This window comes from Allobosea sp. TBD101, assembly GCF_059817965.1.
On record NZ_CM187543.1, the window covers coordinates 296,658 to 310,846 of the forward strand.

The 14,189-nt window shown below is 66.6% G+C and carries 13 protein-coding genes; 4 read left to right on the plus strand and 9 right to left on the minus strand.

Going from position 1 to position 14,189, the window contains the following annotated elements:
• Nucleotides 1-19 precede the first annotated feature (19 nt).
• Nucleotides 20-901: a ParB/RepB/Spo0J family partition protein gene (locus AC6RIC_RS01480; RefSeq protein WP_499734827.1), complete on the plus strand. Its 882-nt coding sequence runs from the start codon at nt 20-22 to the stop codon at nt 899-901.
• Between the two features lie 186 nt (nt 902-1,087).
• Here AC6RIC_RS01480 and holA read toward each other — a convergent pair whose 3' ends face one another.
• Genes holA through leuS form a run of 3 tightly spaced genes read right to left on the minus strand, consistent with a single transcriptional unit; the run spans nt 1,088 to nt 5,267 of the window.
• Entirely contained in the window at nt 1,088-2,116 is a 1,029-nt protein-coding gene (gene holA, locus AC6RIC_RS01485; RefSeq protein ID WP_499734828.1) for a DNA polymerase III subunit delta, read from the minus strand.
• A gap of 6 nt (nt 2,117-2,122) precedes the next feature.
• A complete protein-coding gene (locus tag AC6RIC_RS01490) occupies nt 2,123-2,656 on the minus strand; it encodes a hypothetical protein (RefSeq protein WP_499734829.1) in 534 nt (177 codons plus the stop codon).
• Nucleotides 2,643-5,267, minus strand: coding sequence for a leucine--tRNA ligase (gene leuS, locus AC6RIC_RS01495; RefSeq protein ID WP_499734830.1), 2,625 nt, complete (start codon nt 5,265-5,267; stop codon nt 2,643-2,645). The genes AC6RIC_RS01490 and leuS overlap by 14 nt, the downstream gene beginning before the upstream one ends.
• Before the next feature lie 153 nt (nt 5,268-5,420).
• Between leuS and AC6RIC_RS01500 the strand changes: the two genes are divergently transcribed.
• On the plus strand, nt 5,421-6,086 hold the full coding sequence (locus tag AC6RIC_RS01500) for a YggS family pyridoxal phosphate-dependent enzyme (protein WP_454654393.1): 666 nt from the start codon (nt 5,421-5,423) through the stop codon (nt 6,084-6,086).
• Nucleotides 6,087-6,250: 164 nt separating this feature from the next.
• On the opposite strand, the gene AC6RIC_RS01505 is transcribed toward AC6RIC_RS01500, so the two are convergent.
• Nucleotides 6,251-6,631, minus strand: a complete 381-nt coding sequence (locus tag AC6RIC_RS01505) for a glyoxalase superfamily protein (protein WP_499734831.1) — start codon at nt 6,629-6,631, stop codon at nt 6,251-6,253.
• A gap of 104 nt (nt 6,632-6,735) precedes the next feature.
• Nucleotides 6,736-7,302, minus strand: a complete 567-nt coding sequence (locus AC6RIC_RS01510; protein ID WP_499734832.1) for a L,D-transpeptidase family protein — start codon at nt 7,300-7,302, stop codon at nt 6,736-6,738.
• Nucleotides 7,303-7,383: 81 nt separating this feature from the next.
• Here AC6RIC_RS01510 and AC6RIC_RS01515 point away from each other — a divergent pair, with 81 nt between their 5' ends.
• A complete protein-coding gene (locus AC6RIC_RS01515) occupies nt 7,384-8,070 on the plus strand; it encodes a response regulator transcription factor (RefSeq protein WP_454654397.1) in 687 nt (228 codons plus the stop codon).
• Between the two features lie 3 nt (nt 8,071-8,073).
• Entirely contained in the window at nt 8,074-8,538 is a 465-nt protein-coding gene (locus AC6RIC_RS01520; protein WP_499734833.1) for a cyclic nucleotide-binding domain-containing protein, read from the plus strand.
• Nucleotides 8,539-8,547: 9 nt separating this feature from the next.
• Here AC6RIC_RS01520 and AC6RIC_RS01525 read toward each other — a convergent pair whose 3' ends face one another.
• The 4 genes from AC6RIC_RS01525 to AC6RIC_RS01540 form a co-directional block, all read right to left on the minus strand.
• The gene (locus tag AC6RIC_RS01525) at nt 8,548-9,507 is read right to left on the minus strand and encodes an EamA family transporter (protein ID WP_454654399.1); all 960 of its coding nucleotides are present in this window, start codon (nt 9,505-9,507) and stop codon (nt 8,548-8,550) included.
• Between the two features lie 75 nt (nt 9,508-9,582).
• On the minus strand, nt 9,583-10,398 hold the full coding sequence (gene xth / locus AC6RIC_RS01530; RefSeq protein ID WP_499734834.1) for an exodeoxyribonuclease III: 816 nt from the start codon (nt 10,396-10,398) through the stop codon (nt 9,583-9,585).
• Nucleotides 10,399-10,480: 82 nt separating this feature from the next.
• Complete coding sequence (locus AC6RIC_RS01535) at nt 10,481-11,260, minus strand: LolA family protein (protein WP_499734835.1); 780 nt, start codon at nt 11,258-11,260, stop codon at nt 10,481-10,483.
• Between the two features lie 253 nt (nt 11,261-11,513).
• Nucleotides 11,514-14,087 (minus strand): DNA translocase FtsK, encoded by a 2,574-nt coding sequence (locus AC6RIC_RS01540; protein WP_499734836.1) that lies wholly within the window; start codon nt 14,085-14,087, stop codon nt 11,514-11,516.
• Nucleotides 14,088-14,189 lie beyond the last annotated feature (102 nt).

Below are 14,189 nucleotides of genomic sequence, written 5' to 3' on the forward strand. Positions count from 1 at the left end.
GAGGTTGATGAGGATGGCAATGGCCGAAGAACAGGGGCGTTCCCGCCTTGGCCGCGGTCTGGCGGCGCTGATCGGCGATGTCGGAGATGAGATCGGGGCGATCGAGCGGGCGCGCGGCCAGCGTCGTGTCCCCGTCGAGTTCCTGCGGCCGAGCGCCCGCAATCCGCGTCGCAATTTCGTGGAGGAGGATCTCGAGGACCTGACGACCTCGATCCGCGAGCGCGGTATTCTCCAGCCGATCATCGTTCGTTCCATCCCCGGAATGATGGACGCCTACGAGATCATCGCCGGCGAGCGTCGCTGGCGCGCGGCCCAGCGGGCCGAATTGCATGACGTCCCGGTTCTGTTGGTCGAGGCCGATGATCGCGAGGCGCTGGAGATCGCTATCGTCGAGAACGTGCAGCGCACGGACCTCAACGCGATCGAAGAGGCGGCGGGCTATGAGCGCCTGATCGCCGAATTCGGCTATACGCAGAACGACCTGGCGCGGGTGATCGGCAAGAGCCGCAGCCATGTCGCCAACACGCTGCGCCTGTCGAAGCTGCCGGAGCCGGTGCGCAAGCTGGTCAGCGAAGGCGCGGTTTCCGCTGGCCATGCCCGTGCGCTCCTGTCCGTTTCGGACCCGGAATTCATGGCGCAGAAGATCATCGACGACGGCCTGAGCGTCCGTGATATCGAGCGGATCGTGCAGGAAGAGGCGCGGGGCGAGACCAAGAGCTCGGTGCCGAGCAAGCCGAAGGCGGCGAAGGATCCGGACACGCGTGCGCTCGAGAAGGCGCTGGAAGAGGCGCTCGGCTTATCCGTCTTGATCGGGCATCGGGCGAACGGCTCGGGCGAGGTCAAGATCGGCTACAAGACGCTCGAGCAGCTCGACGCGCTCTGTCACCGCCTGAAAGCTTGATCGGAACACCATTGTCATTCCGGGGCGCGCCGCAGGCGCGAACCCGGAACCCACGACCGGGTGAGCCGCCAACAACATGCATCGGATGTCCTGCCCAGTCGTGGATTCCGGGCTCTTCGCTTCGCGAAGCCCCGGAATGACAAATAAAGTGGCTCCGCATTTGCTGCCACCGAGTGTCGACAGCGCTTACTCGGGCCGCCCGGCACGTCCGAGCCGGGCGAGCGTCCAGAGGGCACGGGTCGCGATGGCGCGGCCCATATCGGCGTTCTGCCGCGTCGCCAGCACGGCATTGCCCAGCAGGCCGACGGCTTCGCTCAATTTCGCGCTGGACCAGGCATTGAGTGCAGCTTCCGTGGTCGCGATGCGCGGATAGGGCAGGCGCATCGTCGCGACGACATCGCGGAGCCCTTTCCCGGCGTCGATCGACTGGCGCGCCTTCAGGAGCGTCAGCGCTTGCCGCAGCACGGCGCCGAGCATCACGCCGGGATCGAGTCCTTCGCTGCTGAGCTTGGCCTGGGCGAGGTCGAGAACCGGCAGCTTTCCGGCGAAGACAGCATCGACCAGCATCGCCTGTTCGCGTTGAGCGGTATCGCCGACGACGGCGTCGACGTGCTCGATCTGGACGGCTGCGTCCGAGCCGACATAGAGCAGCAGCTTCTCGATCTCGCGGCGGGAGGTCTGCCGGTCGCCACCAAGCAGACCGGTGAGGTGATCGCGCGTGACGCGGTCGATCGATTTGCCGGCGGCGCGGACCATTTCGTCGATGATCGAACCGAGATCGCGGGCCGCATCGCCATAACAGGGCACGGCGAGCGCCGTCTTCGCCTTCTCGCAGGCGGTCCTAATGGGATTGCTGCGCTGCAGATCGCCGGCCTCGATGATGACGAGTGCGTCCTGGGACGGTGTCGCCAGCAGGGGCTCCAGCGCCGCCAGCAGCGGCTTCGAGGTCGGTGAGACGCGGATGGCGCGGCGACCGCCGAAGAGGCCGATCGTGTTCGCCTCGTCGGCCAGCTTGAGCGGATCGGAGGCGATGGCGTCGCCGTCCATGCGGATGAGCTGGAAGGCGTCGTGGGGGTCGTCGACGCTAGCCCGCGCAAGCCCCGCCGCCCGTTCCGAGACGAGGCCGGCATCGGGGCCGTAGATCAGGACCAGCCGCCAGGCAGGATCGAGCCGTGCGAGGGTTCGTTCGGCCTCGTGCGCCTTGATCGCAACCATGGCGCGTTAGGAGGTGATATCGGCGGCGATCTGGCCCCGGACGATGGTGGCGAGGTTCTTCGCCGCGCGAATCTGCGCATCCCGCGCGGCGCGCACGGTGGCGAAGCGCTGCGAGGAGCGTTCATAGGGGACGCGGACGGAATTCGTGCCGGAGGAGACGACCTCGCCCGAACCCTGGCGGATGAGCTTCCAACTTACGGTCGCCACCAGCACGGCCGAATCGGCGCGCCCGTTGGCATAGTCGACGGTGACGATCTCGACCGATTCCCCGAGCACTGCTTCGAGTTTCAGGGTCTTGCGCGCGTCTGAATCGCCGCCGCCGTCGAGCTCGAAGACCAGCTCGTTGCGGAAATAGTGACCGGTCACACCCTTGATCTCAGGGATCTCGATGCCGCGCAGCGCCGTCTTGACGCTGCCGCCAACGGTGCTGGCGGTGTAGTCCGAGTAGAGCGGCTGGAAGCAGCCGCCCGCAAGGGCGGCGACCATCAGCGCGGCTGCCAGCAAGCTGCGGCGGGGGAGAGCGGCTTCAGACGACGACATTCACGATTCTCCCGGGAACCACGATGATCTTGCGGATCGGACGCCCTTCGAGGGCCCGCTGAACGGCCTCGCTGGCCCGCACGACCGCTTCCACCGCCACCGTATCGGCATCGGCGGCCACGGTCACTTCCGCGCGCTTCTTGCCGTTGATCTGGACCGGCAGCGTGATGCTGTCATCCTTCAGCAGCGCCGGATCAACCTCCGGCCAGGATGCCTCGCCGGCGAGGCCCTGCTGGCGGAGCGCGTGCCAGCATTCCTCGGCCAGATGCGGCATCATCGGCGCCACAAGCTGGGTGACGATCGTGGCAGCCTCAAGGAGCGCGAAAGCGATATCGGCATCGAGCTCGGGCGTCTCGGCCGCGCCGTCGAGCGCCTTACCGATGGCGTTGGTCAGCGTGTAGATATGGGCGACGCAGCGATTGAAGCCGAGGCGCTCGATATCGGCGCCGACGGCTTCGAGCGCGCGATGGCTCGCCTTGCGCAGCGCCAGCGCGGCTTCGCCAATGGCGGCGGGCTTCTCGGCCTTGCCGCCGGTGCGCTCGGCGATCTCCGCGACCAGGCGCCAGAGACGCTGGACGAAGCGGGCCGCGCCCTGCACGCCCTCGTCGGTCCAGATCACATCGCGATCCGGCGGTGAATCCGAGAGCATGAACCAGCGTGCGGTATCGGCGCCGTAGGAGGCGATGATATCGTCGGGGTCCACGACGTTCTTCTTGGACTTCGACATCTTCTCGATCGAGCCGATCTCGATCGGAGCACCGGTGTCGACATCGAAGCCGCGGCGGTCAGTGCCGGAGACCTCGATGCGGACATTGCCCGGCTCGACCCAGTCGCCATTGGCGGCGCGGTAGGTTTCGTGCACGACCATGCCTTGCGTAAACAGGCCGGCGAAAGGCTCGTCCAGGCCGGCATGGCCGGTCTTCTTCATCGCGCGGGTGAAGAAGCGCGAATAGAGCAGATGCAGGATCGCGTGCTCGACGCCGCCGATATACTGGTCGACCGGCAGGAAGCGGTCGACAGCCTTGCGGTCGGTCGGGCTCTCGGTCCGCCACGGATCGGTGAAGCGGGCGAAGTACCAGGACGAATCGACGAAGGTGTCCATCGTGTCCGTCTCGCGACGGGCGTCCTTGCCGCATTGCGGGCAGGCGACGTGCTTCCAACTCGGGTGATGGTCGAGCGGGTTGCCCGGCTTCTCGAAGGAGACATCGTCCGGGAGCTGCACGGGGAGATCGGTATCCGGCACAGGCACCGTTCCGCAAGCGGAACAATGGATGACCGGGATCGGGCAGCCCCAGTAGCGCTGGCGCGAGATGCCCCAGTCGCGCAGGCGGAAATTGACCTTGCGCTGGCCGACCGGGCGATTGCCGCGGGTTTCGCCTTCGAGGCGGCGGGCAACCTCCTCCTTGGCTTCCGCGATGGTCAGGCCATCGAGGAAGCGGGAATTGATCATGCGGCCGTCGCCGTCATAGGCGGTGTCGGTGATGACGAAGCCGGCGGGGTCGGTGCCCTCGGGCGCGACGACCGGGGTATTGCCGAGGCCATATTTGTTGACGAAGTCGAGGTCGCGCTGGTCATGGGCCGGGCAGCCGAAGATGGCGCCGGTGCCGTATTCCATCAGCACGAAGTTCGCGACATAGACCGGCAGCGTCCAGTTCGGATCGAGCGGGTGGATGGCACGCAGGCCGGTGTCGAAGCCGAGCTTCTCGGCTTTGTCGATCGCTTCCTGCGCCGTGCCGGTGCGCTTACATTCTTCGATGAAGGCCTGCAGCGAGGGGCTCTTGGCTGCTATCGACTTGGCGATCGGGTGATCGGGCGCGATGGCGACGAACTTGGCGCCGAACAGCGTGTCGGGGCGGGTCGTGTAGACTTCGACCTCGTCCTGCCCGGCGCCATTCGATTCGAGGGCGAAACGAACTAGCAGGCCTTCCGAGCGGCCGATCCAGTTCTTCTGCATCAGCCGGACCTTCTCGGGCCAGCGGGTCAGGCCTTCCAGAGCGTCATTCAGCTCCTGGCCGTATTCGGTGATCTTGAAGAACCACTGGGTGAGTTCGCGGATCTCGACCAGGGCACCGGAGCGCCAGCCGCGGCCGTCGATGACCTGCTCGTTGGCCAGCACGGTCTCGTCGACCGGGTCCCAGTTGACCTTGGCGGTCTTGCGGTCGACCAGCCCGGCCTTCAGGAAGTCCAGGAACATCTTCTGCTGGTGGCGGTAGTAGCTGGGGTCGCAGGTCGCGAGCTCGCGGCTCCAGTCGAGCGACAGGCCCATCGACTTGAGCTGCTTGCGCATGGTCGCGATGTTCTCATAGGTCCATTCGCGCGGATGAACCTTCTTCTGCTTGGCAGCGTTCTCGGCCGGCAGGCCGAACGCATCCCAGCCCATCGGGTGCAGCACCGAGAAGCCCTTGGCGCGCTTGTAGCGCGCGACGACGTCGCCCATCGCATAGTTGCGGACATGGCCCATATGGATGCGCCCCGACGGGTAGGGGAACATCTCGAGGACGTAGTAGCTCGGCCGGGTGTCGTCGTTCCTCGTCTCGAAAAGCTTGCGCTCCTCCCAGACGGTGCGCCATTTCGGCTCGGACTCTTTCGGATTGTAGCGTTCGACGGCCATGTCAGCGGGCAATTCTTGCGGGTTTGCCGGCTCCCGGAGGCAGGCCGGCGCAGGGGCTGAATGCAAAAACCGGATGTCGGAATCTTGCAACCTGCTCTAGGACACCATTGCGCGCACGCGGTCAACGGCGCGCAGGGCATGAGAGGCTGGCAGATGAGCGATACGGTTACGCGTTTGGCTGAAATTCGGACGGCGATCAGCCGGGCCGAGCGCGATTTCGGGCGTGAAGCCGGTTCGGTCGCGCTGGTTGCGGTCTCCAAGACCAAGCCGGCCGAGCAGATCGTCGAAGTGCTTGAAGCCGGGCAGCGCGTCTTCGGCGAGAACTACGTGCAGGAGGCCAAGGCGAAGTGGCCGGCGCTGAAGGAGCGCTTCCCCGACGCCGAATTGCACATGATCGGCCCGCTGCAGTCGAACAAGGCGCGCGAGGCGGTGGAGCTCTTCGACGTCATCCAGTCGCTCGACCGCGAGAGCCTGGCCAAGGAGCTGGCACGCGAGATCGCGCGGCTGGGCAAGGCCCCGCGGCTCTTCGTTCAGGTCAATACCGGCGAAGAAGCGCAGAAGGGCGGCGTGCTGCCGGCCGAGACAGATGCGTTCATTGCCCGCTGCCGCGAGGTTCACGGTCTCGCGATCGAGGGGCTGATGTGCATTCCGCCGGCTGACGAGCCGCCCTCGCCGCATTTCGGCCTGCTCGCAAAGATCGCGGCCCGCAACGGACTCAAGGGCTTGTCGATGGGCATGAGCGCCGATTACGAGGCGGCGATCCAGCTTGGCGCGACCTATGTGCGCGTCGGCAGCGCGATTTTCGGGGCGCGGGGGTGACCTCTTTCAAGGTGCGGTCATCCCGCACGCGCTGCAGCATGCAATGCTGCTGCGCAGATGCGGGACCGTTTTCCTGATAGGGCGCTCTCTTCTGACGACGGTTCCGTGTCTGCGCAGCGGCACTTCGCGCCGCAGCGCGCACGGGAAGACAGCGGGTTTCGCTGCTATTTCTTCAAGGGCTCGCCGACATCGATGCGGTTGCCGTCCGGGTCCTCGAAGACGAAGGCGCGCAGGCCGTAGTCCTTGTCGCGCAGGCCCTTGACGATGCGCAGGCCACGCTCGCGGATCACGGCATGCACCGCGTCGATATCCTCGACCATCATATGCGCAACGTTGAAATCCGCTGCCTTGTGGCCGGGCTGGAGCGTCAGGTGCAGTTCGGCTGCGTCGCGCTTCAGGATCATGAAGCCGACGGGATTGCCGTTCTCGAAGGTTTTCCTGAAGCCGAGGACACTGACGTAGAAATCGCAGGCGCGGGTGATGTCGGCCACGGGCAGCATGGCGGCGATCCGCCCGAAGCGGAACGCGGAAACCGAATCAGTCATCGCAAATCTCTGGCTGGGATGGCGCCGCGTCGCGGGACGGTGCCCGGGAGCGTGGCTACCTGATCCTAAGATATGATCGAGACGGTGCCCGCTTCCTTCCTAGCTCACCTCACCACGATCCGGCAATGGCGCGCCAGCCGGGGCAGCAGCTTGGCGAAGACATGGCCCTCGACGGCAACGCAGCCGGCTGTCGGCGTGAAGCCGGCGCGGGCGAGGTGCCAGAAGATCGCGCTGCCGCGCCCGCGCTGCACCGGCCGGTCGTTCCAGCCGAGCTCGACGATCACATCATAGAGATGATCCTCGCGCTGCAGCCGTTCCTCGGCCTCGCCGGGCGGGCGGTCGATCAGGCGGTTGTAGCGGCGGTCCTTCTGGTCGTCGCACCAGGCGTCGCGCGGCCCGATCCGTTTCAGCGGCAGCAAGGTGCGAGGACGGGGGAGGCGATCAGCCCTGTAGAAAATGCTGCGCAAAGGCAGGTCGAAGCGCGGCGTGCGGCCATCTCCCTCGCGTTTCACGGTGCCGATGCCGGAGCGACCGAGCGCGCAGGGGAAGATGGTATTGCCGGCGACGAGGAAGCCCTTGCGGCGGTCATGGACCGAGGCGAAGACGCGCAGAGCGGTGAGATTGCGCGGTCCGCCATGCGGCTGGCTTGAGTGGTTCGAACGGTTTCTCACGGGAATTCCAGGCGGCCTCACTTGCGATGACGACTCAGCAGGCTCATGTTGCCGAAATCCCTGCGTGCGAGCGATCCATTCATGTCCGCCGTCCATCATATCCTGCTCGTCGATGACGACCAGACCCTGCGCGACACATTGTCCGAGCAGCTGGCCCTCTACGAGGAGTTCCGGCTGTCGACGGCCGACAACGCGACCGCGGCGATCAAGGCGGTGCAAGGCGACCGTGTCGACCTCGCCGTGATGGATGTCGGCCTGCCCGACATGGACGGGCGCGAGGCCGTCAAGGTGATGCGCAAGAACGGTTTCAAGAGCCCTGTCGTGATGCTGACGGCGCAAGGCTCCGATGCCGATACCGTGCTCGGGCTCGAGGCCGGCGCCAACGATTACGTGGTCAAGCCGTTCAAGTTCGCCGTGTTGCTGGCGCGCATCCGCGCCCATCTCAGGCAGTACGAGGCGAGCGAGGACGCCATTTTTCAAGTTGGCCCCTATACCTTCCATCCGGGGTCTAAGCTGCTCGTCAGCGAGAAGGGGTCCAAGACCAAGCTCACCGAGAAGGAGACCGCGATCCTGCGCTTCCTCTATCGCGCCGGCCGCAAGCCGATCGCGCGGGAGGTGCTTCTGCAGGAGGTCTGGGGCTATAACAGCCAGGTGACCACGCATACGCTCGAAACCCATATCTACCGGCTGCGCCAGAAGATCGAGCCCGATCCGGGCAATGCCCGCCTGCTGGTCACCGATGCCGGCGGCTACCGGCTGAATCCCTGACGGATGGCCCTCGACGAAGACATGGCCCTGCTGGCCCGGCAGCCGTTGCTGAGCCTGATGGAGCGCGATGCGCTGAGGCTCCTCGCCTTCGCGGCCGAAAGCCGCATCCTGCGCGCCGGAGACGTGCTGTTCCGCGCCGGCGAGCCGTCGGACGGGGCTGTTCTCGTGGTATCCGGCGCGGTCGCGCTGACGGTGCAGGACGATGGCAAGCCGGCGACCGAGATCATCGGCCCCGGCGCGATGATCGGCGAGCTCGCCCTCTTCACGTCAGTCCCGCGTCAGGTCACCGCGATCGCGCGCGAGCCGACGCAGGTGATGCGGCTGCCGCGCAGCGTGATGCGGCGCGTGCTCGGCGAATCGCCTGATTCGGCCGAGGCCATCGTGAACGCGATCGGAGAACGATTGCTGGGTTTCGTCGGTGAACTCTCGGCGGTGCAGGAGGCGCTGAACGCGATCGACCGGACGTAGCGCGGTCACTCAGGACGAGGGCGGGTGTCTCGCCGCCCGGATCGCGGCGAAGCGCGGCCAGAGGCTGTTGAGGCACAGGCCGGAGAGCACCAGCCCGGCCGCGAGGAATTTCCAGCCGGGCAAGGGCTCGCCGAGCCAGATCGCGGCGGCGCCCATCCCGAAGACCGGGACCAGCAGGGATGTCGGCGCAACGGTGGCAGCGGCATAGCGCGAGAGCAGCCAGCCCCAGACGGCATAGCCGAACATGACATTGCCGACCGCCTGCCAGATCGCGGCGGCCCAGGCGATGGCTGGCGCATGGACAAGGCCGTCGCGCATCGCCGGCCAGCCTTCGATCGTCCAGGACAGGGCAAGCAGCGGCGGGATCGCGAACAGGCTGGTCCAGACGACATAGGCGAGCATGTCGACCTTGGGCGTGCTGCGCGCCACGATATTGCCGGCGGCCCAGCAGAAGGCCGCACCGAGCACGAGGACGATGCCGAGCGGCGTGGTCGAGCCGTCGGTGTGCCACAAGATCACGCCGATGCCGATGGCGGCGAGCGCAAGGCCGGCGAATTGGAAGGGCTGCACGCGCTCATGCGTGATCGCCGCCGCCAGCAGGATGGTGAAGAAGGGCTGCGACTGCACCACGAGCGAGGCGAGACCCGGCGCGATATAGCCCTTGATCGCGAAGAAGAGCAGGCCGAACTGGCCGGCGCCGATCAGGACGCCATAGGCGGCGAGCTTGCTCCAGGGTGCGTCCGGCCGCTTGAGGAAGAAGACCGCCGGCAAGAGCGCGAAGGTGAAGCGCAGGGCGGCGAAGAGCAGCGGCGGGAAATGCGCGACGCCGATATGGATGACGACGAAATTCGTACCCCAGACGATCATGACCGCCAGTATGAGCAGCATGTCGCGGAAGGAGAGCGATGTGGAGGGGGCTGGCTGCACGGGACTGGCTTCGCCGGAGAACTTGCCGCCGGCCCATACCATGCGGGCTCGCCCGCCGGTTAGGACGGGTCGGCATGGCTGAGGGGCCGCTGCGGTATGAAGCGCGGCGTAGGCTCGTCAGAGATCCAGCGTCACGGTGACCGGGACATGGTCGGAGGGGCGCTCCCAGCCGCGGGCCTCGCGCAGGAAGGTGAGGTCGCGCAAGGTCGGCTTCAGCGCGTCCGAGAGCCAGATATGGTCGAGCCGGCGGCCTTTGTTCGTTGCCGACCAATCCTGCGCGCGGTAGCTCCACCACGAGTAGAGCTTCTCGGGTTCGGGGCGCAGCGTACGGGCGGCGTCGGTCCAGCCGAGCTCGCTGCGCAGCGTCTCCAGCGTCGTCGTCTCGATCGGCGTGTGGCTGACGACGTCGAGGAGCTGCTTATGGCTCCAGACGTCATGCTCGAGCGGGGCGATGTTGAGGTCGCCGAGCAGGATCGCCGGCCGCTCGGTCGGCTTCTTCGTCACGCCCCAGGCGCCGATCTCGTCGAGGAAGGCGAGCTTATGGGCGAACTTGTCGTTCTTCTCGGGATCGGGAAGGTCGCCGCCGGCCGGGATGTAGAAATTATGGATGGCGATGCCGGCGGCGGGGCCGGCGGCCTTGTCGAGCGTCACCGTCATGTGCCGGGCATCGTTGCGGCCGCACATCGACATCGCCTCCTTCTCGCTGAAGGGCAATTTCGAGACGATGGCGACGCCGTTATAGCCCTTCTGGCCGATGAAGGCCTGATGGACATAGCCGAGCTGGTGGAAGGCCTTGGCCGGGAACTGCTCGTCCGGTGTCTTGGTCTCCTGCAGGCAGAGCACGTCGGGGGCGTGAGTGGTCAGGAACTCCCCGACCATGCCGATGCGCAGGCGAACCGAATTGATGTTCCAGCTGGTGACGGTGAGTTGCACGCGAGGATTCCGGCAGGGAGGAGGCCGGAAACTGGGTCGTCAGGGCGCAAAAGGCAAGCCGTTTTCGGTCGGCCTGCCGCCGTCAGAGCCTGCGCTGATAGTCGATCACGAAATTCTGCGGATCGGGCCGGCGACGGGTGTCGAGATTGTAGAGCGAGATCGCGGTCTCGTAACCCTGCGGATCGACGACGATCCATTGTCGGAGTTCGTTGGCAACGAGGTCGAATTTCAGCGTGATCTTCGAGGTGCCGCCCAGCGTCGAACGGTCCTCGATGCGGACCGTGAGAAGGTCGCCATCGACGCTGGCGCCCTTGAGGGTGCCCTCGCGCGCCAGGTCCATCTTCTCGCGCACCAGGAATTTCAAGGGCGTCTGGCCGATGGAATAGAGATCCTGCGTCGCCAGGCGCTTGTCACGGATCGCGACAGAGGTGCCGTCCGCGATCACCTCCGTGGTGGTCGGCGGCTCGTATTCGAAGCGCATCTTGCCGGGGCGCTGGATATAGATGCGCCCTTCCAGACGCCGCCCATTGGAGGCGTGCTGGATGAAATTGCCCTGCAGGGTCGTGAAGCTGTTGAGATAGGCGTTGAGCCGCTCGACCGCCTCTTCCTGCGTCGCGGGAGGGGCTTGCTTGCCCTTGGCGGGAGTGGCTGCCGGCTTGGCCGTCTCAGCCGCGGCGGCGGCCACGGCAGGGGCGTTCGATGCGACAGCCTGAACCGGAGCGGCCTGGCTGGCGGCGCTGCGCGCCTCCCCGAGCCCGGCAGGCCGGGGTGGCGGCAGCACGAGGCGCGGGGCCGCCGGCTTGGCGGCAGCGGGCTTCGGCGGTTGAAGCTGCAATGGCTGGGCCGCCAGCGGTCCGGCCACGAGTCCACACCCGATCATCGTCGCCACCAGAGCCGAAGCCCGGGCGGCCGGGGTCAATCTGTCGAGCAAGGCTGCTCCATTCCTTGTGCCGCGGCCACTCCTGCCGAAGCCTAGAGATCGCTGGCGCGGGAGATCGGGCGTCCCGATCCGGTCTTTCCGTCTCAACGCCTGGTTCGCTGCTGAGGTTGCAGCATCGTCATGGCAATTTGAGGACTGGCGCCGGTTGCCGCAAGGGCGTGCGGCGTCGCAAGCCTCAATCGTCGTGCTGATTCTGGGATTCGACCAGGATCTCTCTTTTCCCTGCGTGATTTGCGGGTCCGACGATGCCCTCGTTCTCCATGCGCTCCATGATGGATGCGGCGCGGTTGTAGCCGATCTGGAGGCGGCGCTGGATATAGGAGGTCGAGGCCTTCTTGTCGCGCAGCACGACCGCGACCGCCTGCTCGTAGGGGTCGTCCGAGTCGGCCTGGCCCATGCCGCTCTTGTCGAAGACGGCGCCGTCCTCGTCCTCGCCACCCTCGTCCTCCTCGGAGGTGACGGCGTCGAGATATTGCGGCCGGCCTTGGGTCTTGAGGTGGGCGACGACCTTCTCGACCTCGTTGTCCGAGACGAAGGGGCCGTGGACGCGGGTGATGCGCCCGCCGCCGGCCATGTAGAGCATGTCGCCCTGACCGAGCAGCTGCTCGGCGCCCATCTCGCCGAGGATCGTGCGCGAGTCGATCTTGCTGGTGACCTGGAAGGAGATGCGGGTCGGGAAGTTCGCCTTGATCGTGCCGGTGATGACGTCGACCGAGGGACGCTGCGTGGCGAGCACGACATGGATGCCGGCGGCACGCGCCATCTGGGCAAGGCGCTGGATCGTACCCTCGATCTCCTTGCCGGCGACCATCATCAGGTCGGCCATCTCGTCGACGATGACGACGATATAGGGCAGAGGCTCGAGGTCCATGACCTCCTCCTCGTAGATCGCCTCACCCGAATGCTTGTCGAAGCCGGTCTGGACGGTCCGCGTGATGACCTCGCCAGCCGCCTTGGCCTCACCGACCCTGGCATTGAAGCCGTCGATGTTGCGCACCGAGAGCTTCGACATCTTCTTGTAGCGCTCCTCCATCTCGCGCACCGCCCATTTGAGGGCGACGACCGCCTTCTTGGGATCGGTGACGACGGGAGTGAGCAGATGCGGGATGCCGTCATAGACGGAGAGTTCGAGCATCTTGGGATCGACCATGATCAGGCGGCACTCCTCCGGCTTCAGCCGGTAGAGGATCGACAGGATCATGGTGTTGATCGCGACGGACTTGCCCGAGCCGGTGGTGCCCGCCACCAGCAGATGCGGCATGCGCGCCAAGTCCGCGATGACCGGCTCGCCGCCGATGGTCTTGCCGAGGCAGAGCGCGAGCTTGTGCTTGGTCGCCTCGAAATCCTGGCTGGCGAGCAACTCGCGCAGGAAGACGGTCTCGCGGCGGGTGTTGGGCAGTTCGATGCCGATCGCGTTCTTGCCCTGAACCACCGCCACACGCGCCGACACCGCACTCATCGAACGCGCGATGTCGTCAGCGAGAGAGATCACACGGGACGACTTCGTGCCCGGCGCCGGTTCCAGCTCATAGAGCGTGACCACGGGGCCGGGGCGCACCTGCGAGATCTCGCCGCGCACGCCGAAATCCTCCAGCACGCCTTCGAGCAGTGTGGCGTTTTGCTCCAGCGCGTCGGTCGAGACCGCATTGGCGGCGACCTTCTTCGGCTCGGCCAGATAGGTCAGCGGCGGCAATTCGAACGTGTCGCGGTCGAGCAGCGAGGGCTGGGCCTCGCGCTGCATGCGCTTGCCCGGCTTCGGCGCGGCGCGCGGCATGGTCACGCGCGGGGCATTGAGATCGCGCAGGTCCTGCGGCTCGTCGTCGAGATCGAAGGGCGGGTCATAGTCGTCGGCCGCTCGATTCGGGCCCGTAACAGAACGGGCGCCCGGCAGCGGCTCGGGATCGAAATCGGGCAGGCCGCGGCGGCCGGCCGGTGTCTCGCCGAATTGAGGCTCACGGCGGACGCGGCCATTGTCACGGGTCGGAACCACGCCGGTATCGACGGCAGGCTCGGGCGGCTGCGGCAGGCGGCGCAGGATCGCGGCGCGCAGCGCCATCGCGCCATGGGCAAGCCAGCCGATCAGGATGACCGCGATGCCGGGCTCGTCGTCACGGCGCTCGTCGGCGTCGGACCAGCTATCCTCGGCCTCGTCGTTGTCGAGAGCCGGGTCCTCGTCGGTGACGAAGCCGAAGCCGGCGGCGGCGGTGACCGCGAGAATGGCGATGCCGGCATAGAGGAAACCGACCAGGCTGCCGACTGCGCTGCCGGCGATGCCTGCGATATTGCGCGTGCCGAACAGCAGGCCGTCGCCGATGACGCCGCCCATGCCGGTGGGCAGGGGCCAGCGCGGGGTTGCCGGCAAGGCGCTGGCGACGGCGGCGGTTGCGGCGACGCCGACAACCCAGAGGCCGAGCTTCAGCGCGCCGCGATCGAAGATGTGGAAGCGGACGAGCCTGAGCGCCCAGATCACCGGCGGGAACAGCAGGGCGATGACGCCGAGCCCGATGAGCTGCATCAGGAGATCGGCGACCATGGCGCCCGGACGGCCGAGCCAGTTGCGGACGGCGCCGCTGGTGGCGTTGTTGAGGCTGGGATCGTCGACGGACCAGCTCGCCAGCGCGGTGGCGACGGCGACCATCAGGGCGAGCACGCCCATGCCAGTCAGCTCCGAGGCACGGCGCGACAGGAACTCGCGCACCGGGTCCGGCAGGCGGTCCATGAGCGATTGGGAGCGGCGGATCGTGCGCATGCGGTTTCGGGTCTTGTCCGGACTGTCGGGCCGCACCAGTCGGCCATCCGCGGAAGGTTAGGAAGCCGAGGTTAAGACCCGCTTAACCTTGCCGGGCAGCGC